This is a genomic window from Acetobacterium sp., assembly GCF_036508315.1.
In the GTDB taxonomy this organism is placed as follows: domain Bacteria; phylum Bacillota; class Clostridia; order Eubacteriales; family Eubacteriaceae; genus Acetobacterium.
In genome coordinates this window covers 13,782-39,113 of the sequence record NZ_DATCHP010000101.1, presented here as the reverse complement: position 1 = coordinate 39,113, position 25,332 = coordinate 13,782, and the positions used below count along the sequence as shown (strand labels likewise).

25 protein-coding genes and 1 tRNA gene are annotated in these 25,332 nt (G+C 38.9%); 2 read left to right on the top strand and 24 right to left on the bottom strand.

All coding sequences use genetic code 11. The features are described from left to right. Window positions 1-25: 25 nt before the first annotated feature. A complete protein-coding gene (rpmB, locus tag VIK44_RS12275) occupies window positions 26-214 on the top strand; it encodes a 50S ribosomal protein L28 (RefSeq protein WP_331554179.1) in 189 nt (62 codons plus the stop codon). A gap of 68 nt (window positions 215-282) precedes the next feature. Here the strand turns inward: rpmB and VIK44_RS12270 are convergent, their stop codons facing one another. The 13 genes from VIK44_RS12270 to VIK44_RS12210 all read right to left on the bottom strand — a co-directional run bounded on the left by VIK44_RS12270 (window position 283) and on the right by VIK44_RS12210 (window position 13,736). Beyond that, entirely contained in the window at window positions 283-918 is a 636-nt protein-coding gene (locus VIK44_RS12270) for a thiamine diphosphokinase (RefSeq protein WP_331554178.1), read from the bottom strand. Beyond that, window positions 918-1,805 carry a ribosome small subunit-dependent GTPase A gene (gene rsgA / locus VIK44_RS12265; RefSeq protein WP_331554177.1) on the bottom strand — a complete coding sequence of 296 codons (888 nt, stop codon included), beginning with the start codon at window positions 1,803-1,805 and terminating at the stop codon, window positions 918-920. Before rsgA ends, VIK44_RS12270 begins: the two co-directional genes overlap by 1 nt. Before the next feature lie 207 nt (window positions 1,806-2,012). Next, the gene (pknB, locus tag VIK44_RS12260) at window positions 2,013-3,848 is read right to left on the bottom strand and encodes a Stk1 family PASTA domain-containing Ser/Thr kinase (protein ID WP_331554176.1); all 1,836 of its coding nucleotides are present in this window, start codon (window positions 3,846-3,848) and stop codon (window positions 2,013-2,015) included. After that, the gene (locus tag VIK44_RS12255) at window positions 3,838-4,584 is read right to left on the bottom strand and encodes a Stp1/IreP family PP2C-type Ser/Thr phosphatase (protein ID WP_331554175.1); all 747 of its coding nucleotides are present in this window, start codon (window positions 4,582-4,584) and stop codon (window positions 3,838-3,840) included. The genes pknB and VIK44_RS12255 overlap by 11 nt, the downstream gene beginning before the upstream one ends. Further along, a complete protein-coding gene (gene rlmN, locus VIK44_RS12250; protein ID WP_331554174.1) occupies window positions 4,581-5,612 on the bottom strand; it encodes a 23S rRNA (adenine(2503)-C(2))-methyltransferase RlmN in 1,032 nt (343 codons plus the stop codon). Before rlmN ends, VIK44_RS12255 begins: the two co-directional genes overlap by 4 nt. A gap of 202 nt (window positions 5,613-5,814) precedes the next feature. Next, window positions 5,815-7,140, bottom strand: coding sequence for a 16S rRNA (cytosine(967)-C(5))-methyltransferase RsmB (gene rsmB / locus VIK44_RS12245; protein ID WP_331554173.1), 1,326 nt, complete (start codon window positions 7,138-7,140; stop codon window positions 5,815-5,817). Then, window positions 7,140-7,826, bottom strand: coding sequence for a zinc metallopeptidase (locus VIK44_RS12240; protein WP_331554172.1), 687 nt, complete (start codon window positions 7,824-7,826; stop codon window positions 7,140-7,142). Before VIK44_RS12240 ends, rsmB begins: the two co-directional genes overlap by 1 nt. Window positions 7,827-7,893: 67 nt before the next feature. Beyond that, on the bottom strand, window positions 7,894-8,835 hold the full coding sequence (gene fmt / locus VIK44_RS12235) for a methionyl-tRNA formyltransferase (RefSeq protein ID WP_331554171.1): 942 nt from the start codon (window positions 8,833-8,835) through the stop codon (window positions 7,894-7,896). Then, a complete protein-coding gene (gene def, locus VIK44_RS12230) occupies window positions 8,832-9,272 on the bottom strand; it encodes a peptide deformylase (protein ID WP_331554170.1) in 441 nt (146 codons plus the stop codon). The genes fmt and def overlap by 4 nt, the downstream gene beginning before the upstream one ends. 193 nt (window positions 9,273-9,465) lie before the next feature. Further along, window positions 9,466-11,853, bottom strand: a complete 2,388-nt coding sequence (gene priA, locus VIK44_RS12225; protein WP_331554169.1) for a replication restart helicase PriA — start codon at window positions 11,851-11,853, stop codon at window positions 9,466-9,468. A gap of 13 nt (window positions 11,854-11,866) precedes the next feature. Next, window positions 11,867-12,166, bottom strand: a complete 300-nt coding sequence (rpoZ, locus tag VIK44_RS14265) for a DNA-directed RNA polymerase subunit omega (protein ID WP_414637079.1) — start codon at window positions 12,164-12,166, stop codon at window positions 11,867-11,869. A gap of 2 nt (window positions 12,167-12,168) precedes the next feature. After that, window positions 12,169-12,849 (bottom strand): guanylate kinase, encoded by a 681-nt coding sequence (gene gmk / locus VIK44_RS12215; RefSeq protein WP_414637078.1) that lies wholly within the window; start codon window positions 12,847-12,849, stop codon window positions 12,169-12,171. Between the two features lie 8 nt (window positions 12,850-12,857). Beyond that, a complete protein-coding gene (locus tag VIK44_RS12210; RefSeq protein WP_331554168.1) occupies window positions 12,858-13,736 on the bottom strand; it encodes a YicC/YloC family endoribonuclease in 879 nt (292 codons plus the stop codon). A gap of 426 nt (window positions 13,737-14,162) precedes the next feature. Between VIK44_RS12210 and VIK44_RS12205 the strand changes: the two genes are divergently transcribed. After that, window positions 14,163-15,935, top strand: coding sequence for an Rqc2 family fibronectin-binding protein (locus VIK44_RS12205; protein ID WP_331554167.1), 1,773 nt, complete (start codon window positions 14,163-14,165; stop codon window positions 15,933-15,935). A gap of 201 nt (window positions 15,936-16,136) precedes the next feature. Here VIK44_RS12205 and VIK44_RS12200 read toward each other — a convergent pair whose 3' ends face one another. The 11 genes from VIK44_RS12200 to VIK44_RS12150 form a co-directional block, all read right to left on the bottom strand. Further along, window positions 16,137-17,054, bottom strand: a complete 918-nt coding sequence (locus VIK44_RS12200; RefSeq protein ID WP_331554166.1) for an RluA family pseudouridine synthase — start codon at window positions 17,052-17,054, stop codon at window positions 16,137-16,139. Window positions 17,055-17,081: 27 nt separating this feature from the next. Further along, entirely contained in the window at window positions 17,082-17,819 is a 738-nt protein-coding gene (locus tag VIK44_RS12195) for a YlmH/Sll1252 family protein (RefSeq protein ID WP_331554165.1), read from the bottom strand. Window positions 17,820-17,859: 40 nt separating this feature from the next. After that, complete coding sequence (locus tag VIK44_RS12190) at window positions 17,860-18,129, bottom strand: YggT family protein (protein ID WP_331554164.1); 270 nt, start codon at window positions 18,127-18,129, stop codon at window positions 17,860-17,862. 6 nt (window positions 18,130-18,135) lie between these two features. Next, entirely contained in the window at window positions 18,136-18,624 is a 489-nt protein-coding gene (locus tag VIK44_RS12185) for a cell division protein SepF (RefSeq protein ID WP_331554163.1), read from the bottom strand. 10 nt (window positions 18,625-18,634) lie between these two features. Further along, window positions 18,635-19,285: a YggS family pyridoxal phosphate-dependent enzyme gene (locus VIK44_RS12180; protein WP_331554162.1), complete on the bottom strand. Its 651-nt coding sequence runs from the start codon at window positions 19,283-19,285 to the stop codon at window positions 18,635-18,637. A gap of 12 nt (window positions 19,286-19,297) precedes the next feature. Then, window positions 19,298-20,413 (bottom strand): hypothetical protein, encoded by a 1,116-nt coding sequence (locus VIK44_RS12175; protein WP_331554161.1) that lies wholly within the window; start codon window positions 20,411-20,413, stop codon window positions 19,298-19,300. A gap of 142 nt (window positions 20,414-20,555) precedes the next feature. Then, window positions 20,556-20,632, bottom strand: a tRNA-Pro gene (locus VIK44_RS12170). Window positions 20,633-20,776: 144 nt separating this feature from the next. Beyond that, window positions 20,777-21,244: a SoxR reducing system RseC family protein gene (locus VIK44_RS12165; RefSeq protein ID WP_331554160.1), complete on the bottom strand. Its 468-nt coding sequence runs from the start codon at window positions 21,242-21,244 to the stop codon at window positions 20,777-20,779. Further along, on the bottom strand, window positions 21,244-23,013 hold the full coding sequence (gene aspS, locus VIK44_RS12160; RefSeq protein ID WP_331554159.1) for an aspartate--tRNA ligase: 1,770 nt from the start codon (window positions 23,011-23,013) through the stop codon (window positions 21,244-21,246). Before aspS ends, VIK44_RS12165 begins: the two co-directional genes overlap by 1 nt. Window positions 23,014-23,232: 219 nt before the next feature. Next, entirely contained in the window at window positions 23,233-24,687 is a 1,455-nt protein-coding gene (gene hemZ / locus VIK44_RS12155; RefSeq protein ID WP_331554158.1) for a coproporphyrinogen dehydrogenase HemZ, read from the bottom strand. Window positions 24,688-24,698: 11 nt separating this feature from the next. After that, window positions 24,699-25,328, bottom strand: coding sequence for an MBL fold metallo-hydrolase (locus VIK44_RS12150; protein WP_331554157.1), 630 nt, complete (start codon window positions 25,326-25,328; stop codon window positions 24,699-24,701). Window positions 25,329-25,332: the final 4 nt, after the last annotated feature.

The following is a 25,332-nucleotide window of genomic DNA, read 5'->3' as shown; positions in this document are numbered from 1 at the left end:
AGGTAAGCGTAAGGGAGGTTATGTCATGGCTAAAGAATGTTTTGTATGTAAAAAAACCGTTGTTTCTGGCAACCAGGTCAGTCATTCAAATAAACACAGCAAACGCGTTTGGAAACCCAATTTGCAAAGAATTAAGGTTGTTATTGAAGGCACACCACAACGAATCAGTGTTTGTACACGTTGTTTGAGATCCGGTAAAGTAGAAAGAGCTTAGGCTCTTCTTATTTTTCAGGAATACGCAGGGGGAGTCTTTCTTTATTGAAAGGCTCTTTTTTTATGCCCTTAATCCTTTGGAATGTCGACTAGCAGAATGCCTTTTTCCAGCGAAATTATCTGCCGTTCCCGGGCAGTAACATTACTGATACCATAGGGATTTTCAAGTGTCATTTTTCCATTTAAAATGGGATATTTAAATCCCTGGATATTAAGTCCTTCGACATTTCCACCCAGGGGTAATAAAGAAATCACTGTTCCGATCGGTAAATTCAAGACTTTTTTATCTTGAATTAAAAAAATATCATTCTTTTCATCGACAATCAGTCCCTGAATTCCCGCTTCCAGAAATCGGGTCAAAAGGTAAATATTTCCCAGACTATGGTCCAGACGTGTTCCCAGAGCACCAAAAACAATCACCTCTGTGGCCCCTATTTCAATGGCGTGGTTAAAGGCGAGCTGAGTATCAGTTTCGTCTTTACAAACAGGATAACGCCGAATTTCGACATCCCGGTAGCATCTTAAGGTCTCTTCGCTGATCGAATCCAGATCTCCCAAAATCACATTCGGAATTAAACCGATCTTTTTTGTAAAATTCGCCCCGCCATCGGCACAGATAATATAGGGTGCTTCGAATTTCTTCAGATATTCTTTATAGAAGCCGGGGTTCCCATAGCTTCCATTTGTAAAAATAATAACAATCATTAACGCTGTTCCTTTTTTATTTCCTCTAACAAATACAGATAGTGGTCATAGCGAGTTTGACTGATTTTCCCGGTTTTTAAATCTTCTGATATTTGACAGCCTGGTTCCCCTTGATGTAAACAGCTTTTAAACCGACATTCGCCTCTGGCAAATTCCGGGAAATACTCTCTGAGCTCTTCTGCTTTGATATACTCTGATAATTTGTAAGAAGAGAACCCGGGAGTATCAAGCAAAAATCCACCGCTTCTCATTTTGAGTAATTCTACGTGACGGGTAGTGTGCTTTCCGCTTTTCAGCTTTTTACTCAGGGGTCCTGTTTCCATGATTTGGTTTGAACAAAGATTGTTTGCCATCGTTGACTTGCCAACCCCTGACGGTCCTGCCATAAAAGCTGTTTTACAGCTTATTTCATGGGCAATCCGGTCCATGGTGTCTAAATCAGCGTCGCTGAAGAAAAAGAGATTATAAGGGGTTTTACTGTAGATTTTTCTAAGAACCTCTTCCTCTTCAGAACTGACCAGATCTTTTTTTGTAAAACAAATCAGTGGTTCCACATTCTGGATCTCCGAACTGATCAAAAGCTTGTCTAAAAGCAATAGATTCGGTTTAGGACTTGTCATCGAAAAAACAATGAGGCCAATGTCAACATTGGCCACAGGAGGTCTTGTAAAAATATTTTTTCGCGGTTCAATGGATTCAATGGTCCACTCCCCGGGGTTATCAGATTGGATTACCACTTCATCTCCCACAGTTGGCACTATCTTCTGATGACGCAATACCCCTCTTGCTTTACATTCCACAATTTCTTCACTGGATTGGGGCTTCACATAATAGAAGCCCCCAATACCCTTGATTATTTTTCCAATTTGTTTTTCTTCTGCTAGCAAATGCCAGGCCTCCATTTTCTAAAAATCAATATAACTGCTGCCGACGCTTACGCCGTCAATAAAGACTTCATAAAGCTGTCGGCCAATGCCTTCCACATTTACTGAAAATGTATCGTTTGACATATTAACGCCTTTATATACGACCTTTTCGCTCTTTAATCTCCGTTATCAATGTGTCTTTTTATATATCACGTGTCTTACCTTTCGTTATGGCGTTGGTGTTGGCGTTGGTGTTGGTGTTGGTGTTGGTGTTGGTGTTGGTGTTGGTGTTGGCGTTGGCGTTGGCGTTGGCGTTGGCGTTGGCGTTGGCGTTGGCGTTGGTGTTGGTGTTGGTGTTGGCGTTGGCGGTTTACCACTGCTCACAATAAGGGTTACTGAACCGCTTCGCGCAAGACTTGCACCTTCTCCCGGGGACTGCCTGATAACCGTATCTTTAGCAGTGTCTGAGCTGGTTTCATAGGAAACCGTTCCAACAGTAAGCTCTGCATTTGAAATGGTATTTCTGGCATCTGTTTCAGTTTGTCCAACCACATTAGGTACGCTGACAAGATCTTCCCCTTTACTCACATAAATGGTAACTTTAGTTCCTTCATTAACCACAGTGGTTGCGGAAGGATTCATATCATAAACAATGTCTGCGTCATAATCACCGTTGAACTCGCGTTTTATTTCTCCAACCACAAAATTAGCTGCTTCTATGGCTTTCACTGCTTCACTTTCACTCTTCCCGACAACGTCTGGTATTGCGGCTGTTTTTGTTCCCCGACTCACGGTCACCTTAACGGTTTTACCACGCTGTAACTCAGTGGTATTTTCCGGATTTTGGGTGATGATCAAACCTGCAGCAACATCAGAATTGTAAACTTCTTTTTCAACCTCAATGACCAACCCCTGCTGTTGAAGGGTTGTCGTGGCCTCAGCCACTGTTTTTCCTTTAACATCAGGAACCTGGACCGTTTTTCCGGTAAAATATGCATAGACAGTCATTCCGACAGCAAAAACGGCAATAACGGCAAAAACTGAAATCAGGATGATGTTGCGTTTCTTTTTTCGCTTTTTAGTCTCTTCCGGTGTTTCATAATAGTATCCGTCATCATCGTCATCCTTATCGGGAGGAACCGGTGGTTGCGTTCCTGTGTTTTCAACGTGGAAGAGGCCTTCACGGACAACCGCGGTTTCGTTTCTGCTACCGCCATGACTGTGTCCATTTTTAGATGCCGAATTGCTGCCTTCAAGAATTATTTCCAGATCTTCCATTAACTCATCTGTATTTTGGTACCGATCCGCCGGCTTTTTCTCGGTAAGTTTAATGACAATGTTATTAACGGCATCCGGTATTCTTGGTTCTAACACTTTTGGTGGAACAATTTCCTCCTGTATATGCTTAATCGCAATGGTCACGGTATTTTCTTCATCAAAGGGAAGTTTTCCCGTGAGTAATTCATAGTATAAAATACCCAGGGAATAAAGATCCGACCGTTCATCAACGAAACCCCCACGGGCCTGCTCCGGAGAAATATAATGGACCGAGCCCATGGTTTGATTTGTCATTGTTAATGTTGAACTGGTAATCGCTCTGGCGATTCCAAAATCGGCTACCTTCGGCACTAAATCACGGGTTAATAAAATATTATGGGGTTTAATGTCGCGATGAATGATTTTATTTTCATGGGCACAGCGAAGGGCATTAGAAATATCCATGACAAACTTCGTTGCTTCACCGTATTCCAATCGCCCTTTTCTCATCAGGTATTGCTTGAGGGTAATACCGTCCACATATTCCATGATGATAAAATAAATATTATCCTGAACCCCAACATCGAAAACGCCGACAATATTCGGATGCGATAAACAGGCAACCGCCTGAGATTCACGATCAAATTTTTTAATAAATTGTTCGTTTTCAGTGTATTCTTCGCGGAGCACTTTTACCGCAACATAACGATTAAGCTTTAAATCACGGGCTTTATAAACATAAGCCATACCGCCCCGTCCAATAAGCTCAATGATTTCATAACGATTTACTAATGTTCTACTGAGCATCTGGCACTCCTTCTAAAGGGTTAAAAAGCACAACAGTGATGTTATCATTCCCTCCATTTTCATTGGCGGAATCAATGAGCATCTTCGCACTGTCTTCAAGACTGTTTTCATTCACAATCGTCTGTATTTCATAATCTGAAAGCATATTAAAAAGACCATCTGAACAAATGAGATAAATAGCATCAGGATTGATATCATACCGATAAAAATCTACTTTTACAGAATTATCTGTTCCCAATGCTCGGGTAATCACATTTTTCTGAGGATGTATTTCTGCTTCCTCCTGGGTGATCTTCCCTTCATCAATCAATATCTGCACTAAAGAATGATCCTTAGTCAATCGGGTTATCTCGTCTTTGGTAATAATGTAAGCCCGGCTATCGCCGACATGACAAAGACACAAATCATTGCCATCAAGAATACACATGGTCAGGGTTGTTGCCATTCCCAAACGGGCCGGCTCATCATCTCCAATTTTTTTCAATTCCTGGTTAATATCATTTACAAAAGACATCATTTCCTCGGAATCAAAATAATTACAGATTTTTGATAAATTATTTTTAATAAAATCCACCGCTGTTTTACTGGCGATTTCACCGCTAAGATGACCACCTAAACCATCTGCGACTGCAAAAACATAGGATATTCGATCAATATTTTTTATGGTCGCAGCCAAATAGGCATCCTGATTCACCTTTCTCAATAATCCTACATTGGATCCATAGGCACATTTCATACATTCACCTTATCCTTATTTCCTTTTTTTCGCAGCTGACCACAGGCTGCATCGATTTCTCTTCCCATTTTCCGTCGCATGGTTACATTTATTCCTCTATTTTCCAGTTCACGAAAGAAAGAATCCAAGCGTGCACTTTCTTTAAAGGACACTTCTTCAATCGCGTTTAAACCAATGAGATTCAAGTGATTCCGGGACCCTCTTAAAAGCTTAACTAAACCATTAATATCCACATCCCGGTCATTAAAACCATCCATCAGTGCATATTCATAGGTTATCTGTCGACCTGTTTTAATAAAATAATCATCAATTGCGGCCAATAACGCATCCAGGTCATATTTTTCAGCAATGGGCATTAATTGTTTTCGTTGTTCCTGAAAAACAGAATGTAGCGAAATCGCTAAATTGATCTGAAGATTTTCTTCTGCCAGGGCATTAATTCCTGGAACCAAACCGCAGGTTGACAGGGTAATCTTTCGCTGCCCGATACCAAAACCTGTGTTGGCAATGCGAATGAATTTAATAACCTCATTATAATTATCAAGCGGTTCTCCGATTCCCATAATGACTACATTTGAGATCCGGAGGTTTTCTGCCTGCTCTATTAAATAAATTTGATCCAATATTTCGCCTGAGGTTAGATCTCGAATCTTTCCACCCTGAGTTGATGCACAGAACTTACATCCCATATTGCACCCTGCCTGAGTAGACACGCAAAGAGAATCGCCATGCTGATAGTGCATCAGAACTGACTCGATGCATTCTCCGTCTGAAAGTTCGATGAGAAATTTTTTTGTGCCATCATGTGAATCTTTTTGGATCTCCTGGATTTTTCCATGGTTCAGTGAGTAGTTTTTTGAAAGGGTTTCTCTGAGCTTGTTGGCGAAATTTGTCATCTCACTAAAATCCTCGGACTTTTTATGATACAGCCACTGAAAAAGCTGTTCGCCCCGGTATTTTGGTTCTCCCTGTTCGACCATCAAGGTTTCACATTCAATTAGATTTTTTCCAAAAATATTTTCCTTCAAGCTTTCACCCCAACTCTTTTAGTGAAGCACTGTTTTCACGAGGATTGCTTCACATAGACTAAATCATTATATCAAAAAACCCTCATCAATACAATTTATTAAGCATGTTTTTAATTATAACCCTCAATATATGGATTTATATTGTGAAAAATAAAAGCTGCTTTATCTCTAAAGCAGCTCAAACAGTAAACAATCCCTTATTTTAATCTTTTTTTAATAAACACATAAAAAATCCATCACTCAGATCCGTTAGTGGACTGGTTTGAGTGAAATCATTTCCCTTCTTGTCGGGAACCACTTTTAATTCAGGATGCCTGATTAAAATATTTTTAATTTGATTTTCATTTTCATCCCGATTAACCGTACAGGTTGAATAAAGAAGCTGTCCTTCATGTTTTAAACAGCCGACAGCATTTTCTAAAAGATCTGCCTGAATTTTCACCAGTTCCTTTCGATCTTTCTTAGTAATGTGATATCGAATTTCGGGTTTCCGTCTGATGACGCCCAGTCCCGAACAAGGCGCATCCAATAATATTTTATCAAAGGCTTCCTGATCATCTTTCTGAAATTCACAGCCATCTTGTGCTTCAAGAACGATGTTTGTACAACCTAACCGCTGTGTTGCTTCAGCAATTAATTTTAATCGATTGGAAGAAACATCCCGTCCAACAATTTCTCCTTTATTTTCCATGAGTTGACTGATATAGGTTGTTTTTCCTCCAGGAGCGGCACACATATCGAGTACCCGATCCCCTGGCTTTGGATCTAATCGGTCAACCGTCACTAAAGCCGCCTGATCCTGAATGGCAAAATGTCCGTTCCTGTACAATGGGGTTTCTTCAATGCTATTTTCAAAAACACCAAGATTGGTGATATGGATAGCATTGGGCGATAAGGACCCTTGAACGGGTTCAACTCCCAGAGCCTGAAGTTCTTCCATTAATTCTTCCATGGTTGTCTTTAAAGTATTGCATCGTATGGTAAAAGGGGGTTTTTCATTAAGCAGAGGTATCATCTCTTCTGCTGCCTGATCACCATAGGTTTCGTAGTATTTATAAATAATCCATAAAGGAAGAGAATAACGAATGGATTGCGCTTCCTTTTCATTATCCCAATTTTCAAACTTAAAGTCTTTGCCATTTTTTTCAATTTTTCTCATTATATTTCTTAAAACACCATTTACAAAGCCTTTGGCTTGTGGTTGAACCTCAACCGTTAAGTTTACAGCTTCATTGACAATGGCATAATCTGGAATTTTATCAAGAAAATAAATCTGATAAATGGCGATTCTGAGGATTTCTGAAACCTCTTTATGCAGTTCTTTAATGGGTTTGCTGCTTTGCTGTTTAATGATGTAATCCAAATAACTCCGGTTTTGAAGGCAACCATAAACAATATTTAAATATAGCCTGCCATCCTCGGCCTTAATGTCATTTGTGGAAAGGACCTTTTTAGTCTCAAGATTGGAATAGGCGCCTTCATAATTTATCCGCAGTAGTGTCTCTAAGGCTTGTTGACGAATATTCATTAATTTCTGGACCCTCTGAGTATGACTAATCGCAATAGATTAAGAAAAGCCATGAGTGCGGCTGCCACATAGGTAAGAGCTGCTGCTCTCAAAACCTTTTTCACGCCGACTTCTTCCCCTGGTTGAATAATTTGATTATCAATTAATGATTTCACTGCACGGCTGCTGGCGTTAAATTCCACAGGTAGGGTAATAATGGTAAAAAGCAAGGCAATGGAAAAAAGTACAATTCCCAAATCCATTAACCAGCCCTGAGCAAAGATTAACCCGATAAAAAACAAAGGCCAGGCTAAATTGGAACCGAAACCTGCAACAGGAACAATAATATTTCTAGCTCGCAGTGGCCAATAGCCATCCTTGTCCTGAAGAGCATGACCTGTTTCATGGGCGGCTACGCCAACGGCAGCAATACTTGCCTTTTGTGATACTCCCTGAGAAAGTCGCATCACTTTTTTTCTTGGATCATAATGATCTGTTAAGTTTCCGGCAATGTCTTCAATGCCAACGTTGCTAAGATCATTGATATTAAGCAGTGCTCTGGCTGCAGCAGCACCGGTAATTCCTGTTTTTGTGGGAACATTACTATAGGTTTTGTAAGCACTGCTTACCTGATATTGGGCATAAGCCGCCAGCAATAATCCTGGGATCAGTATTAAAAAAGTTATATCAAATGGGAAAAAAAACATATTCTATCCTCCGATTCTTTTATTTGTAATTTTATTTTAGCATGGTTTTCTAAAGATCAGCTTTGTTCTATTTCAGGATCTTTCCAATCTTCAGGGCATTGCCTCGAAGGTAAACCTTGGCTTCCATTCTTTTTTTTCCTGGGGCCTGGATCTCTCCAATACTCAGGGCACCATCACCGGTTTTTACCAATAATCCTTCTTGTCCGCTGGCTCTGATAATAGTCCCTGGAGGTTCATTTCCAAACCAGGGTATTATCACCGGCATAAAGCATTTTATTTTTTCATTTTCGTAAATAAAATAGGCGCCTGGTTGTGGATCCGTACCATTAATCAGTGATAAAATTTCATGGCTTTCCAAATCCCAAAGAATATGGCCGGTATCCTTCTGAATTTTTTGGGCATAGGTTGCCAAATCTTCATTCTGTGGCACCGGATCCAGCTTTCCTAAAAGCAAATCCTCCAGGGTTTTCATGAGCAAATCTGCTCCCAGGTCAGCCAGATCATTGTGAAGTGTTTCAAAGGTGGTTTCTGTGGTAATGGGTATCTCAGCTTTTGAAAGCATATCCCCGGTATCCATGCCCAGACCCATTTGCATAATCGATACCCCTGCTTTTTCTTCGCCATTAATAATGGCACGCTGAATGGGTGCAGCTCCCCGGTATTGTGGTAACAGCGATCCATGAATGTTTAATGAACCACTAGCTGGCATAAAAAGAACTTCCTCTGATAACATCTGACCATAAGCTGCCACAATAAAAACATCAGCTTTATAGGATCTTAATTTTTCCACGAATTCAGGGTCCTTTATGTTTTCAGGCTGTAATACATCAATTCCCAGATCCATGGCTTTTGCCTTTAATGGCAAGGGAGTGATTTTTTTTCCGCGTTTGTTAGGCCGATCCGGCTGGGCTATGACTGCCAGGACCTCATGACTGGAATTAATCAGATTTTCAAGAGCCGGAACACCAAAATGAGTAGTTCCCATAAATACAATTCTTAAATTTTTCATTCTACTACGTGATCAATAAATAAAATGCCGTCGAGATGGTCAAGTTCATGACAAACTGCACGTGCTAATAAATCCGAGCATTCCAGCTGAAATATGTTTCCCTCTCTGTCCATCGCTTCTACCACCAAAGTTTGAGGGCGGTTTACAAAGCCTGAACGTTCAGGGAGACTCAAGCAAGCCTCTTCATCGGATACTTCACCTTCACTTTTTATGATGATTGGGTTTATGAAAGTCACAGGTCCCTTCCCTATATCAATAATCACCATTCTTTTTAAAATGCCGATTTGGGGAGCAGCCAATCCAACCCCTTCTGCTTCTTTCATGGTTTCAATCATATCAGAAATTAAAATTTGAATTTTTTCATCGATTTCCTCTATAACCCGGGATTTTTTTCTTAAAATCGGGTCATCATCGATTCGCAACTGTCTCACTGCCATTTTGTTCCTCCTTTATATTCTTTCTAGGTACTTGCAACACAACCGTAAATTGCTTTGATGTCAGTTTTCATAAACGATTTTATAACGTATAGGCGAACAGTTCAAAGAACTGTCCGACGTATAGTGGAAAAATTGTTTCATGTAAACAGACAGCGAAGCTCACGGTACTTTCGCAATTGCCTAAAGATTCTCTTTACGGATTAATTTCAATTGAAACCTTGGATTTTAATTTTTCAATTGCACCGGAACTGATGATTTCCGGCATTATTTTTTGAAATGTTTTTAAATCGGCTATTTTTAAAATAATCTGGTATTTCCGATTCCCTCCGGAAATAACCCCAAGATTAATGGGTTTAAATATTCGAAAGCTCCTGGAATCCTGATTTTTTTCTAAATTGTCCTTTAATGCTAAATAGAGTTTTAAAGCATCACTTTCAGCCTCTTTGGCCTCCTTCTGGAAAACTCCATAAACAACCAAGTTCATTATTGGGGGATACTTCATCACCCGTCGGTAATTAATTTCACCTGTATAAAAATCTTCATAATTTTCATGAACAATGGAGTAAATGGTGTCATTTTCAGGATCATTGGTTTGAATAAGTCCAACAGTGTCGCCTTCCATGGTTTTTCCGAAAAAACGACCATAGGTTTGATACACATTTTCTGCTGCCCGATAATCACCCTGGTTAAGATCACTGTCAATAAGAAGTGCCCCGGCCAGGCCTGCTCCGGATAAATCAAAGTGCTTAATAATAATCTGGGTGCCAATGAGAATATCAATTTTGCCTTTCATTAATGCCTCATTGATTTTTTTTATTTCTGTGGGTTTAAGGTTCCCCTGAACTTTGAGGATACGGGCTTCCGGAAACCCTTTTTTTATCAGCGCTTCAACCTGATCAATACCAAACCCCATGTGCCGAATCTGGTCACCTCCACAGGTTGGGCATTGAACCGGGATTTTTTTTCGAAAGCCACAATAATGACAATTGAGTAATTGTCCGCCCTCAAAATATTTTAAGGCAACACCACAGTGGGGGCATTTTTCGACATGCCCACAGGCTCTGCAAAACACGCAATTGGCATAGCCCTTTTTATTTATAAATAATACACTTAACCGATGATTATGTAAACCGGATTTTAAAAGATCAATTAATCGGCGACTGAAAAAGCCCATATTTCCATTGTGAATCTCTTTTTGCATATCAATGACTTCAATGGGTTTTTGAATCTCAGGGGCTTCGCCGATTTTCAAAAGCTTTATTTCTCCTTTTTCAGTTTCATACCAGGTGGACACCCGGGGCATATCGTCGCCAAGAATCAGAAAGGCACCGGTTAACTCGCAATATTTCCGGGCAATATCCGTGGTATGAAATCTTGGGGCTGCCATTGACATATAGGAAGGATCATGCTCGTCATCAATGATCACAAGTCCCAGGTTTTTCATGGGTAAAAACAAAGCTGACCGCACCCCGATAACAATCCGGATCTTTCCGCTGCGGACTTTTTGAAAAAGGCTGTAGCGTTCTTTCTGAGTGAGCCGCCCATGAAATACGCCAACCTGATCGCCAAAGTATTTATAAAACATTTCCATACGCTGAAATGTAATATTTATTTCCGGAAATAAAATAATGATGCCTTTGTTTTTTTTGAGCTGATCTTCAATGCTTTTAAAAAACAAACGGAATTTACTGGCACCATTAAAAACATGCAAAAGAATTTTTCTTTTTTCTTTGCTTAAATCACTGACTTCTTTATACCAGCTTTTCTCTTTCTCAGTGAGGACAACCTCCGGAAAAAAAGATTCCGTTGCTTTTGATGTTATTCCCACCGAAGGCCGGGGCTTCACGTGACCCACTGAAACATAGTCCTTAGTAATTAAGGTTTTCAAACTGCCTTTAAGACTTCCTGAGAATACCTTAAGTTCAGCATCACTCATATCTTTTTGGCTTAAAAATTCAAGAAGTCGTCGCTGGTTATGCCCAAGACCTTTTTCTTTTTTAAGAGCCACCCTTCCCGGATCGGTAAGGGTATAAAAAAATTCTTCTTTGTCTGAAACTGTTTTCCAGGTATACACTGGATAAATAATCCCACCGGTTAAAAGCTCTTCCAAAAGGTGATGATCTTTTTTTGCAATATTCTTATCCATGAGAATGCGATTGGGGTGGTCATTAAAATAATGCTGTATGAACCAGCTCCCGGTTAATGTCTCCGGATTCTTATTCTGGTTTTGGTGATATTCGATTTCTCGGACGGCTTTAACCGATGCTGTAAAGTAAGAAAGGGCTTCATAAAATAAAGAACAATAATAGGACTTCATCCAAAGACAAAGCGCTACCTGTTCTTTAAGTAAAATGGGTTCTTTATCAATGTTTTCAATAATTTCTTTCATTTTTCCTGTGTAAAAAGATGCTTCTTTAACAACGGTAACAAATCCTTCTATTCGCCGATTTCCAAAACCAAAGGGAACCACCACACGCATCCCCACCTTAACGTACTTTTCCAAATTTACTGGAATAGCATAATCATAGGCACGATCGATACGCTTGTTTTTCTGGTTTAAAAAGATTTCTGCAATTTTCACAATTTCATTGATCCTAACCTTTAACTACAAGTGTGACTTCGGTTTCTTCCACCTTACCGACGATAATATCTGCCTCATTTTTTAAAGGTTCATCAGACTTTTCTGTTTCATGAGATTTACCTTCGTGATAAATACAGTGGATCATATTTTCGGCAATTTCATTGGTTGCAATAGTCACCGGGTTATCAATCGTAATTTTAACCAGGGGTTCATCTCCATCAATTATTTCTCTGGCACGTTTTGCTGTGGCAAGAACCAACGAATATTTATTGTCCGCTTTTGCGATTAAATCATTTAATGCAGGATATCTCATATTTATCTCCCAAGAATTTCTTCAATTTTATTTTTCAAACGTTCTGTCCGACATTTTTCAGCCGTAATAATGCATTGAACACGGTTTGCCGCATCTTCCAGCTCATCATTTATAACAATGTAACTATAATCATCTGCATTTTTCATTTCACCATAAGCGCAATTTAGGCGCATTTCCATCTGTTCCTTACTTTCTGTGCCGCGTTCTTCAATTCGACGCTTGAGTTCCTGCATTGAAGGAGGAACAATGAAAATATAAATGCCTTTTTTATAGTTACTCCGGACCTTGGCGGCTCCTTGAATATCAATTTCCAGAATCACATCAAAACCAGAGTTCAGAAGATTTTCCACATAATCTTTAGGTGTTCCATAGTAATTTTCATACACGGTGGCATATTCCAAATATAGACCGACCTTAATTCGCCTTTCAAAGCATTCCTTTGAAATATATAAATAATCGATGCCATCCTTTTCGTGATTCCTGGGTGCCCGGGTAGTTTCTGATATGGAAAGGCGGATATCGGGATTCTTTTCACAGATTATTTTACAAACGCTGCCTTTTCCGGCACAGGATGGTCCTGATATGACAATGAGAATGCCTTTTTCTCTTTCGAAAAAAAGCTCTCCTGCTCCATCTTCATTTAATTCTTCTCTTTTTTTGAGATATTCATTCATTGGTTCCATAAACACCCCTACTCTATATTTTGAATTTGTTCCCGAATCTTTTCGATTTCACTTTTTACATCAACCACAATGTTTGCGATTGCCAGATCATTGGCTTTTGATCCCACAGTATTTATCTCTCGATTAACTTCCTGGATTAAAAAATCAAGTTTTCTTCCCACAGGTTCTGTTTCAATGGCAATGCCTTCCAGCCTGCCAATATGACTTTTAAGTCGTGTTAACTCCTCGTCAATATTAAGCTTGTCGGACATAAGGGCTACTTCCATCAGGAGGCGTTTCTCATCAATTTCTATTGAATCGACATAGGTTGATACTCTTTCCCGAAGCTCTTCCCGGTATTTTTGAAGCATATCAGGACTTTTCTTTTCGATTTGCATTGTATTATTAAGTATACACTGGCATCGATTTAAGACATCCTTCTGTAAATCAGATCCTTCTCTTGCCCTGCTGGCATCGACTTCTTCCAAAGTTTTCAGGAGAATCGGTTCAATTTTTTCCCAAATTTCTTCATAATCATCATGATCCTCTTCAATAATGACAACATCCGGAAATTTGGCAATGAGCGATAAACTCAGATCATCACTGATCATAGAATCAAGGTGTCGCATTTGATTGAGAACCGAAATATAATTTTTGGCAAGATCACTGTTAAATACAATCCGGCGGTTTTTTATTCCCAGCTCTGTGTATTTAATAAAAACCTCGATCCGTCCTCTGGCAATTTTCTGAGCAATGGTATTTCTGATTTTTTCCTCAATCGGATTCAAAGTTTTAGGTATCTTAATAAAGAAATCCCTGAATCGATGATTGATTGTCTTTATTTCGATTGAAAACTCGACTTCCTCATCTCGATAATCTCCTCGACCGAAACCTGTCATACTTTTCATGATGTTTCTCCATTTCCGATTTTATAGCGTTTTGGCACAATTTTCAGTAGTTTTTTTGAAAATTTCAGGCCAAATTCATATTGGTTACGACAATAAAATCGTTACCAAAACCATGCATTTTTTATTTTCATTCTTTTTCACTTTCGATGATAAGATCATTAGGTATTATGTTAGTACAATATATTATTGAATCGTCACATAAACACTTAATCTATATACTATATCGAATTCTTATTAAAATGTCAATGAAACCGCCCTTCTTTCTCATTATAATAAGCAAAACTACTGTTAATTTTGGTTTTTCTTAATGATGACTTTAGCCTGGTCCCAATTTCATGGCCGTTATTTTCAATTTACTTAAACACTTTTACTTCCAAAGGTTTAAATGATAAAATTAATCAATACTCTGAAAGGAGGGTGACTAACATGGCTTTTGACGGTGTTACCCTATATCATCTAAAAGAAGAATTTCAAAACCTCTTAATCGGAGGACGTATTCGTAAAATATATCAACCGGAGGCGGATGAGATTCGCCTTCTTGTTAATGTCGGGCGGGAGAATTTCAACCTTCTTCTTTCTGCCAATGCCAGTAATCCACGGGCATATATCGCCCAAAAACTTAAGGAAAACCCGCATTCTGCTCCTAGCTTTTGCATGGTACTTCGTAAATATAGTTTGAATGGCACCATTATTGACTTCTCCCAGCACGAAACGGATCGGGTTTTAGAAATTTCGATTGCCTCAAAAAACGAATTCAATGAACCGGTGATCCGCAAGCTTTTTATTGAACTCATGGGGCGAAACAGCAACATCATTTTAATTGATGAAACCCGCAAAATCCTGGACTCCCTGAAAAAAGTGGGAACAACCTCAAGTCGCTACCGCCAAATTCTACCGGGGCGCGACTATATTTATCCTCCGGAAAACAATCGTATTGATTTCTTTAATCTGGATGAAAAAAGTTACTCTGATTTGCTCATTGAATACAAGGGCCAGCCCATTGAAAGAACCTTAGTCCAGGGATTTTTAGGTATTAGCCCCATTATCGCCCGAGAAATTGCCTTTCGTGGAGGCATTGATCCGAATCTTTACGTTTCTGACCTTTCAAAAAAGCAAAGCCAATTTCTGTTTCAGGCTTTTTGTGACGTCGTTTCTGAAATTAAAACCCGGATCTTCCCAAACATTATTTTCCGGGGTCGCGATATGCTGGACTTTGCTACTCTGGATCTTCATCACATGCGACAGGAACACCGGATTGAAGAGTTTCCAAGTGTTTCAGTGATGCTTGAAGAATATTATTTCAGACGAGATAAAATTCTACGCTTTAAAACCCATAGCGCCAATCTCTTTCACCAACTTCAAACCTTATTGAAGAAAAACAAAAAAAAGCTGAAAAATCTTCATCAGGATGTTGAAACCTCCCACAAAAACGAAAAACACAAGCTTTTAGGGGATCTTATCACTGCCAATATCTATGCCATTCAAAAAGGAATGGAATCCGTGTCTCTTGTGAATTATTTTGATCCGGAATGCGGATCCATTGAAGTCCCCTTAAAAGTAAATCGAACCCCTGCCCAAAATGCCCAGGCGTATTATAAAAAATATAATAAAGGCAAAACCGCTCTGGTTCATTTAGATGAACATATCCGTGAAACCACTGAAAAAGTTTATTATCTCGAAAGCCTCTTAAACAATTTAGAGCAGTCCACTGAATTATCCGAGTTAGATGAAATTCGTCATGAATTTGTCCATTCTGAATTTAATAAAAAGGCCCTGACCAAAGAGGATCGAAAAAAACAAACCCCTTCCAAACCACGTCATTACATTTCCTCTGAGGGGTTTCATATTTTCGTTGGTAAAAACAATTACCAAAACGACACCATTTCCACAAAAATGGGAACTGCCGAAGATTGCTGGCTCCATGTTAAAAATACGCCAGGCTCCCATGTCCTTATTATCGCCAAGGGACGTTTCATTACCGAAGCCACGCTGCTGGAGGCTGGAACCCTGGCCGCCTGGTATAGCAAGGCCAGAAGCTCAAGTAATGTTCCGGTGGATTATCTTGAATACAAGTATCTAAAGAAGCCTAACAAAGCCAAACCCGGCATGGTGACTTTTACCACCCATAACACCATGTACGTTACGCCCTCTATTGAAAAAATAGAGAGCATTGAGGTTTTTGAAGATATAAACGAATAATGACCGTGAGCTATTGTAACAGCCTCTTGTATTGTTGACAAACCCGTCCTGGGGACAATGGTAAATCGTTGTCTGCTACATGTTCGAACAGGCTATCGCCTGTTCGCCATGATGCTGACACCTGATATTACCATTGTCCCCAGGACTTACTTTTCTACTTTATATACAGTCTTAGGAGATCTGTTGCAACAATTCTCCTTATTATTTTAAGCTGTCTAAAATCGTTTGAAATTCTTCTGGTAAAGGTGCTTCAAACAAAAGATTTTCCCCGGTTCTTGGATGGACAAAACCTAATGTTTGGGCATGAAGGCATTGGCCCTGGGTTCTAAAAAGGTTATTTTTATCACCCAGGCCATAGAGTGGATCCCCGGCAATGGGATGTCCAATATTTTCCATATGAACCCGGATTTGATGGGTACGACCTGTTTCAAGTCGAAAGCACACCAAAGTATACCGGGCAAAACGCTCAATGACTTCAAAGTGGGTTATCGCTTCTTTTGAGTTTTTAGGCGTTACTGCCATTTTAATACGATCTATGGGGTGTCTGCCGATAGGCATATCCACCTTCCCCCGATTCGATTTAACAACGCCTTTAACCAGTCCATAATACTGCCGTAAAATAGTGTGGTCTTTGAGCTGCTGAGACAAGCTCTGATGGGCAAGATCATTTTTAGCCACCATCAGTAATCCTGATGTATCCTTATCAATGCGATGAATGATTCCAGGACGCATTATTCCATTTATGGTGGACAAACTTTTAGTATAATGCATAAGTCCGTTAACAAGTGTTCCTGAACGATTTCCAGGGGCTGGATGAACCACCATTCCCTGAGGCTTATTCACTACCAGTAAATCATCATCTTCATAAACAATTTCCAACGGTATATTTTCTGCCAGAATCCGGCATTCCTGGGGTTCGGGGATTTTTAGAGATATTAACTCGCCGCCCTTTAAATGATGGCTTGCTTTTTTCACCTCACCGTTGACTAGAACCGCCCTATTCTTAATCAATCGCTTAATGTATTCTCTTGAGTAATCCCCCGGTAATGTGCAACAGTATCCATCTAAACGCTGGTCGATTGCTTCCGGAACCACATATTCTAATCGTTCTTCGTTCATAAAGATTCTGTCCTTTTCATCTTATTATTAAATATATTTATCAACTTCCATACGAATATTTCCTTTTTTTGTAAGGTGATCCATCGCAATGATCATCGCTTTTCCTTTCCCTCTCACAGAAATAATATCATTCGGGTTAATTCTGAAATCACTTTTTGAGATGACTTCATAATTAACCCGAACTTTTCCCTGTTTAATATAGACAAGACTGTCCTGCCTTGAAAAACCCCATATCTTGTTTATGATTCCATCCACTCGATTAGAGGCCACCACCGGGTTAAGACGTTTAAAATTTCTTTCAAAGGCCTTAATTTCTGAGCAGTCAATAAATTTTGGCTTGATACTGTGTCCGCTCACTTTGTTAAAGTTAATCAGAAAAAAGTCCTGAAGGCGTTTGTTGGCAATAACTTGAACCAGATCATCACTCAGGTCTATATCCCCAAGACTTTCTCTGGTAATTCCCATGTGCATTAATTCACCAAGCACATTACGGTGGTCAATGGGTGATGTTTTCTGAAAAACAATACCAAAAATCGGCCATTCGAGATCTTGTTCCTCTATATAATCCGGATAAATACACAGCATTTTTCGCTCTGCCTCAGGTTGCCCTCCAAAAAATAGATAAGGGACACCATAATGCTTTATAGTGTCCTCTATCTTATGCTGCAGTGTTTCATCATAAAAATCAAAAAAATGTGGTTCGAAATTTTTTGCACATGCATCTTCAATACGAGATAATAAAAAGACGTCTTTTTTTTCCACCATAAATTTTCCCTTTCCTATTTCTGGATTTTAGACACACTTACTAGAAGATAAGTGAAACCACCATCTTGTAAAAAGGAAACAGCATAAATTGAATTAATAAGATTGCTGCAAAGGCAGACATGTCAAGTGCACCAAAAACTGTAAAACGTCTTAATGGAGTTAGAATCGGTTCAGTCAGACCATAGATGGTTTTTACAATGACATTGTTAGGATTTGGTCTTATCCAGCTAAATACAACGTTAATAATAATTAAGTATGTGATTGCCTGAAATAAAAAATCGCCTGCCTGTATCAAAATGTTCTGAGTCATATAAACCTATTCTTTTCCCTCATCCCACTCTAAAATAGCAGGATTGAACTCAACTTCTTCTCTTTCCGGATTCGTTAATACTGACACCTGTTTTGGTGCAAGAATAAACACATTGTCTGCAATTTTATTTAAAGAACCATCCAATGCAAAAAGTGCACCACTTAAAAAGTCAAATATCTTACGACCATTTTCATAATCAGTGTTTTTTAAATTTAATACCACTGTTTTACCAGCTCGAATTTTATTGCAAATACCTGGAGCATCCTTGAAAACTTCTGGTTCCAATACTAATACTTCTGGCCCTTCATTAGCAGATACGTCACTTCGACGTGATGCGGCTGACTTCTTTGTCTTTGGTGTACTGAAAGCACTCTTGTTATCATCAGAATGATCGTCATAAACATCCTCATCGTATATTTCTTCGTAACCGTCCTCATTATCCACTTCCATACCAAAAACCTTAATAATTTTATCCTTGAATTTTTCTGCTGCCATAGTATATCTCCTAACTATTAAATATTTTTCTTCCAATTCTTATCATATTGGAACCTTCTTCTATTGCAATTCTATAATCATCTGTCATCCCCATGGACAAATATTCCATTTGGATAGCGCTGCTCAGAGATTCCTCTTTTATTCTATCATATATTCTTTTTAATTCCACAAAAACATTTCGAATTTCTTCATTATTTTGTGTCAATGGCCCCATTGCCATAATCCCCAGGACTTTAATATTTTTGTACCGTGGAATAACCTTAAGTACACTGTTTAAGTCTTCTTCTAAAAAGCCTGATTTACTATCCTCTCTGGCGAGATTCAATTGAAGTAATATTGAAGTAATTAAACCTTTTTTTTTGCTTTCACGATCAATAACTTCCAACAGTTCCAATGAATCCACTGAGTGGATGAGAAAGGTTTTACCGATTAGATATTTAACTTTATTTTTTTGAAGATGCCCAATAAAATGCCAACGCGGACCATCTCCTAAAACTTCATATTTCTTTAGAAAATCTTGAACTCTGCTCTCTCCCAGATCAAAGACACCTGCATCTATGACAGCCTGGGTATCTTCCAGACTATGATATTTTGTTACTGCAACAAGTCTCACATGCTCTGGAAGCTCGGACTCAATTTTTCTGATATTATCAGCAATCACGCTTTCACTTCCTTAAGGGTAAATTTTAATTCGCATTCCGCTATTCAGCCCTGGATTATCATCAGCTTTTAAAATTGATTTCCCAAGAATGTCTTTTTCAACGGTTACCGATGTTGGATCACTAAAATACCCTTTGGTTACGGTATCTACTTTAGTTTCTCCATTGACTTTAAACACAGCACTTTGAGGTATTTTAAAGGCTTTATAATCCTGGATATATACCTCACCATCACCGATCACCACATTTGAAAAATCATTAATGTAGTCTTTAATCATTAATACTATTATCTTTTGATCGCCTTCTTTTATTACATCCACAAAATAACCTGAATAAACTTTATCCTCGTATTTAAAGCGAAGCTGAGGAAAATAGTACAATTGATCAACACGTTTAACTAAAAAGTCATAAAATGCCTGGTTAACACCGGGATCATCCGTGCCCATCATTTCAGACTTAAGTGCAAGAACTTCATTTTCTCCCATGATACTTGTTCCCTCAGGAATTGTAAATGCCACATAAACATGGTCATTATTAATAACCTTAAGAAGCGTTTGAGATTCCTGGTCAATTTTACTCACCGATTTTAAAAAGGCCAGATTAACATAGGGAAGCATATTCTCATCAACTATTTTTTCAACAGGCTTAATTGTGGTATAAACATACCCGCTGGAAAGCATTTTCAAATCGTTAAGGCTGATATTTCTCGGTGCACCATCACTTAAACCCACAAGATCTTCACGGGTTTTTTGAAGAGTCGCAAGATCCTGACCCATGTACTGAACAGATTCAATGAGAAAATTCTTTCGTTCCCGTTCTGTTTCACCAATCTGACTGGTAATGCTTGATAAACCCTGATAATTTGAAACAACATCTCCGACGATTCTACCCCAGTTATTATAGTATTGCTCTGCTATGATCTTATCAATTACAGCAATTTCCTCGTTAATAAAGGCAGTATTCACAACCTTAGGGGTGTTTGTCAGAGCTTTATATCCATTCGCCTTCTCTCCTTCTGCAAGGGTGAGATCACTGGCTTTAAAATCATCAATAACCTTATAATCGACATCTTTAAAAAAATATAATTCCGTTTTATGCGATTCAGTATACTGTATTTTTTCAAGAAGCATACTCATATTTCCACGATAGCTAGTAACAATGATGATCGCTACAATAAAAAAAAAACGCTTCCTAAAAATATTTTACTGCGTAAAATGACGCGTCTATTTTTTTTTCTCTTTTTTTGACTCATATTTTCACCTTTAAAAAAAATGGTCTGAGTGAGAGGATTTGAACCTCCGGCCTCTTGACCCCCAGTCAAGCGCGCTACCAAGCTGCGCTACACCCAGACAGTAAAATCATTATAATGATTTATATGCCATTAATCAAGTTGTTTTTTTATTTTCCTCTACTTCTTAATATTATTGAATTAAATAAATGCCATTAAATCTTAAAAGTGTCGGTATTCTTAAGAACACCGACATCCAATAAAATCACCCCATTATTTTTTTCATGGGTATTTTTTCAACTTCTTTTTTTTCAATGATCGCTGTGATTACCGGTTGATATTTGCTGTTAAATACACCCTTTTTATCAAAATATTTAATGCCGCCATAGGCAACCGCTAATAATGCGATTCCAGAAAAGAAAGGCACCAATGACTGATCCCAGTTCAGTCCTAAACTTATAATCAGATAATAGGTAATACTACTCCCAAACAAGAATGCTACCAAGGGGATTCCGTACATAATTGAAGCTGCCTTAAATACACTGGCAAACTGCATTTCAACTTCTACCGTTTCCCCTGTTTTAGCACCAATAGGGTTTTTTGCCATGGCCTCCATGGTTGACTTTTGCTTACTCATATGGCAGGCGCCACAATCACCACAGGCAGAATGTCGTTGTATTTGGACTCGTGCAATTTTTCCCTTTGTATCAATGATAATTCCAATTTCTTTCATTAGAGTTCATCAAGACTGATACCAAGGTCAATGAGTTGATCCAGTTCTGCACTACCGGGGGCATCCATCATTAAACAACCATGGTTTTGAGTTTTAGGAAAAGCAATGACATCACGGATATTATCATTGTCCGTGAGTAACATTACCAGCCGATCGAGGCCAAAAGCAAGTCCGCCATGAGGTGGTGTGCCATATTTCAGTGCTTCCAAGAGAAATCCAAACTGTTCCCAGGCAGCTTCTCTGGTAAAGCCCAAGGCTGTGAAAACCCGTTCCTGGATTTTTTGATTGTGAATACGAATGCTTCCGCCACCGAGTTCAACCCCGTTGATAACCATGTCAAACGCATCTGCCCGAACCCGTTTAGGATCTGTTTCAAGATATTGTAAATCCTCGGGCAAAGGTGCTGTAAAAGGATGATGCTTTGCAGTGTACTTTCCGGATTCAGGATCATACTCAAGTAATGGAAAATCGGTCACCCAAAGGAAATTGTATTGACCTTCCAGATCGTATTCCAGCTTTCGTGCTAATTCCAGTCTTAACTGACCCAAAGCATTACAAACAATTTCATCCGTGTCGGCAACAATAAAAATTAAATCTCCTGGCTCTGCATCGGTTCTTGCAAAAATAGCCTGTTTTTCGTCCTCAGATATGAATTTAAGAATTGGTGACTTCATTTCCCCATCGGAGACGTCAATCCATGCAAGCCCTTTCGCTTTGTAAATCTTTGCAAAGCTTTCGAGGCCTTTAATTCCTTTTTTACTTAATTTAGCCTGGGCGCCCTTAGCATTAATGGCTCGGACGGTGCCTTTCTTTTTCACAGCACCTGAAAAAACCTTAAACTCTGAATTGGCGACAATATCGGATAAATCAATGAGTTTCAAACCAAAACGGGTGTCCGGTTTGTCAGAACCATATTGATCCATGGCTTCTTTGTACGTCATTCTTAACATCGGTATCTGAGCGTCAACACCCTTTATTTCTTTCATGATTTTCGCAATCATTTCTTCGTTGACCGCAATAATATCATCTTTATCAACAAAGGACATTTCCATGTCGATTTGCGTAAATTCCGGTTGACGATCCTGCCTGAGATCTTCGTCACGGAAGCATTTTACAATTTGATAATAACGATCCATTCCTGAAATCATTAAGATTTGTTTGAATAATTGCGGTGACTGAGGCAATCCGAAGAATTTACCTTTCTGAACCCGTGAAGGTACTAAAAAATCCCGGGCCCCTTCCGGGGTTGGTTTTGCAAGCATTGGGGTTTCGATTTCGCAAAATCCATGGTCACTTAAAAAGTTTCTGGCAAGGCTTGCTGTTTTATGTCGTGTCATTAACATTTTCTGGAATTTCGGTTTTCTTAAATCAAGGTAACGGTATTTCAGACGCACTGCTTCGTTAGTCTGGTCATTATCTTCAATGTAAATTGGCGGAGTTTCTGCGGTATCAAGAATGGTTAATTCCTTAATCTCCACTTCAATCTCTCCAGTAGGAAGGTTTTTATTAATGTTCTGTTCACTTCTTAAAACGACTTCGCCCTTAATATTCAAAACGAATTCATTTCTAACCTTTTCAGCCACTTCAAAGGCTTCAGGCTGCTTTTCATTGACAACCAGCTGAACCTTCCCTGAGCGGTCCCTCAGATCAATAAAAAGCACACCTCCCAGGTTTCTTCGATTATCTACCCATCCGGAAAGTTCTACGATCTTCCCGACGTCATTTGCATTTAATTCCCCACACAGGGCATTTCTATAAAAAGTCTTCATTATACCTCCAAATATATAGTCATGATATTTTATCATCTTAACCTTTACATTATAATGAAGATAAGACAAAAATGTCAAGTCAGAATTCAAAATCATCATGCCAATACTTATAACTTATACCCGATCACTTCTAAATATAAAGATTAAATATAAAAAGCGGAGGTAGTTCCCTACCCCCGCTTTTTACAGAACTTGAATTTAGAAAGTTACTTTTAACAGTTAAAAATCGAAAAAATGATATGCTTTAATCTTTTTTTCTATCAACTGATCAAAGCGTTCATTATAGGTCTTAATATCCTTTACGGTAATCACTCGCTGGATATTATCATTAGCCGGATCATAAAGCTTTCCGGTGGATCCTGCGCCAATCCCAATAATGGATTGTTTTTCTGCCATCATTAAAATATTGTAGATCCCTTCATGTCCAGCTTTTGAATAACCGATGTTCTCACTGTTGCCCTGGGTATATTTTTGTCGATACAAATAGTAAGGATCGTAACCATTATCACTGAGCCGTTTTCTAACCGTCTGATAAAAATCCTCGCCATAACCCTTTCCGACATGAATGCCATTATCATGCTTTATTATTGATCCTTTTTTTATAGAAAGGTTGTGAATTGTAATGTTTTCCGGAACCAATGCCATAACCGTTTTAAGAGAAAATAAAAAATCTTCCGGACTTTCATCAGCTAAACCAATAATGAGATCCATATTCATCGTTTTAAAACCCATTGACTGAATCAATGCTGCCTGTTTTTCAATTAACCCTTTTTCCCAGTATCTTCCTACAGTCTCTAATGTTTGAGAATTCATGGTTTGGGGATTAAGGCAAAGTCTGCCAACCCCATGGGTTTTGGCGACCTCTAATTTTTCTTTAGTAATGGTTTCCGGTCGGCCGGCTTCCAGGGTATACTCACGTAGTTTTGAAAGATCGAATGATTTCTCCATTGCAGTCATCAGTATTTCTAACTGTTCGGCGCTTAAAACTGTGGGAGTTCCTCCACCAATGTACAGCGTATCGATGCTAATGCCATGGCTGTTAAAAGTTTCTCCAATACGATACACCTCCGCAAGTAAATTTTTAAAATACAGCTCTAAATTATTGGCATTTTTATCGACTATGGTGGATATAAATGAGCAATAAGTGCATTTCGCAGGACATAGAGGAATACCAACATAAACACTGACATGTTTCTTGTTAATACTTCCATTTTTGGTTATTAAAAAGGGCGTTTGCCTGATGGCCATATCTATCAGCAATTGTGTACGGTCAGAACTCACCCGATAATATTTTTTAAACTTATCTTCAATCGAAGAAATAGACATTCCTTCACGAAGATAATTTTGAACGATTTTGACTGGCTTTATTCCTGTTAAGGTGCCCCATTCCAGAGTTTTACCAAAATATTCACACAAAAGTTCATAAAGAAACCCCTTGTAAATACTTTTATCAAGAGGATCATCATTCCTATTAAATTCAAAATGCCGTTCTAGTGGCTGGAATCCCTCCCAGGACAAGGTTAAAACCAGCGTTTTTCCTTCACACTTCTGAGTGAGAACGCCATCAGAATCACCTTCAAGAATATTTTTCACACCTGGATCAAAGGCTTGGTATAATTCATGAAAATAGTATTCCAGGTCCGGGCGTTCTAAATCAAAACGAAGAATTCTCATGAAAGCCTTCCTTATGACTGTCCCTGAAGAAAGGGATTATGTTTCTTTTCATAACCGACAGTGGTATTTTCACCATGACCCGGTAAAACTTTTATGTCATCATTTAAAACAAAAATCTTCGAACTGATATTTCCTAACAATTCATCAAGATCACCATCTGCGAAATCGGTTCGTCCAATGGATGTGTTAAACAGAGTGTCCCCGGCAAAAAGGGTATCCTCCACTAAAAAGCATACCCCTCCTTTGGAATGTCCTGGAGTATGAATCACACGAATGTTAAGTTCTCCGAGATGAATGGCTTCATTCTCAGAAAGCAAACCGTCTGCAGGATCAAGTTCAAGCTTCATGCCTGCTAAAACTGAAAGATTCCTCATCGGTGTTGTCAAACAGTCCGCATCTTCTTCATGAATGAAAACCTTGGCCCCTGTTGATGCTTTCACCTGATTAACGCCACCAAGATGATCAAAATGCCCATGGGTTAAAAGAATATATTCTACCTTTAGTTTATTTTCTTCAATAATATCCAGGATGCGACGATCTTCAGCTCCCGGATCAATGACTGCTGCTTCAAGCGAATTTTCATCCCAAAGCACATAACAATTGGTTCCCATTTGTCCCAGGGAAAGTTTTCTTATTTCCATAATT